We start from the raw sequence: 806 nt of genomic DNA, 5'->3' as shown, positions 1-806 counted from the left end.
CCGGTCCGGTACATCCGCTCGCCAGGTTCAAACGGGTTGTCCACAAACTTCTCCGCCGTTAGCTCCGAACGATTCAAGTATCCGCGAGCCAAGCCGTCTCCTGCGATGCACAGCTCCCCCGGTACTCCAATCGGCTGAAGGTGGTTCAATTTATTCACCACATAAATTCGTATATTCTGTATCGGTTTGCCGATTGTAGGAACCCCTTCTTCGTTTTCTACCCAACCGCTGGTCGCTACCACTGTATTCTCCGTCGGCCCATAGTTGTTGGATAACCGATACCCAGACCTCTTCGTCTTCCCTAATGTGTCACCGCCGGTAAGTAGCGCGCGAAGAGAATGACCGGACTGGTCCGCAAACTGTTCGTATATCGGCGTCGGCAGAAACGAGACCGTGATTCCATTGTCCTGGTAAAACCGACTTAACGCCTCGATATCCGTACGAATATGCAAACTCATCAAATAGATCGCCGCCCCGCTTACAAGGTATGGGAATATTTCCCACACGGCAGCGTCAAAGCCGAATCCCGCATACTGCGTCGCGCGATCCGTATCCCTCACTTCAAAGTAACGACAGTGCCATGTCGACAAATTCAACAGTGAAACGTGCTCAACCATGACCCCTTTCGGCTGTCCCGTCGATCCCGACGTATAGATCACGTACGCCAGATCCATTGGACCACTTGCTGCTGGCAAGTTCGACGTCTCGCCCGCATACAGCGACGCGTCCGCCAGGTTCAGCACGGTTCCTTCGTAATCTTGCGGTACTTCTGCGTCACCGTATACGAGCAGAAGATCGGCCTTGCT

Annotated in this window: 1 protein-coding gene; it reads right to left on the bottom strand. The window is 53.5% G+C overall.

What is annotated here, in order from left to right:
- Window positions 1–806 (bottom strand): AMP-binding protein (locus AC1TPB_RS24900; RefSeq protein WP_482078951.1); only part of this gene is annotated, 806 nt, incomplete at both ends.

This window comes from Paenibacillus sp. Y951, from assembly GCF_056786395.1.
This window is presented reverse-complemented; position numbering and strand designations above follow the sequence as displayed.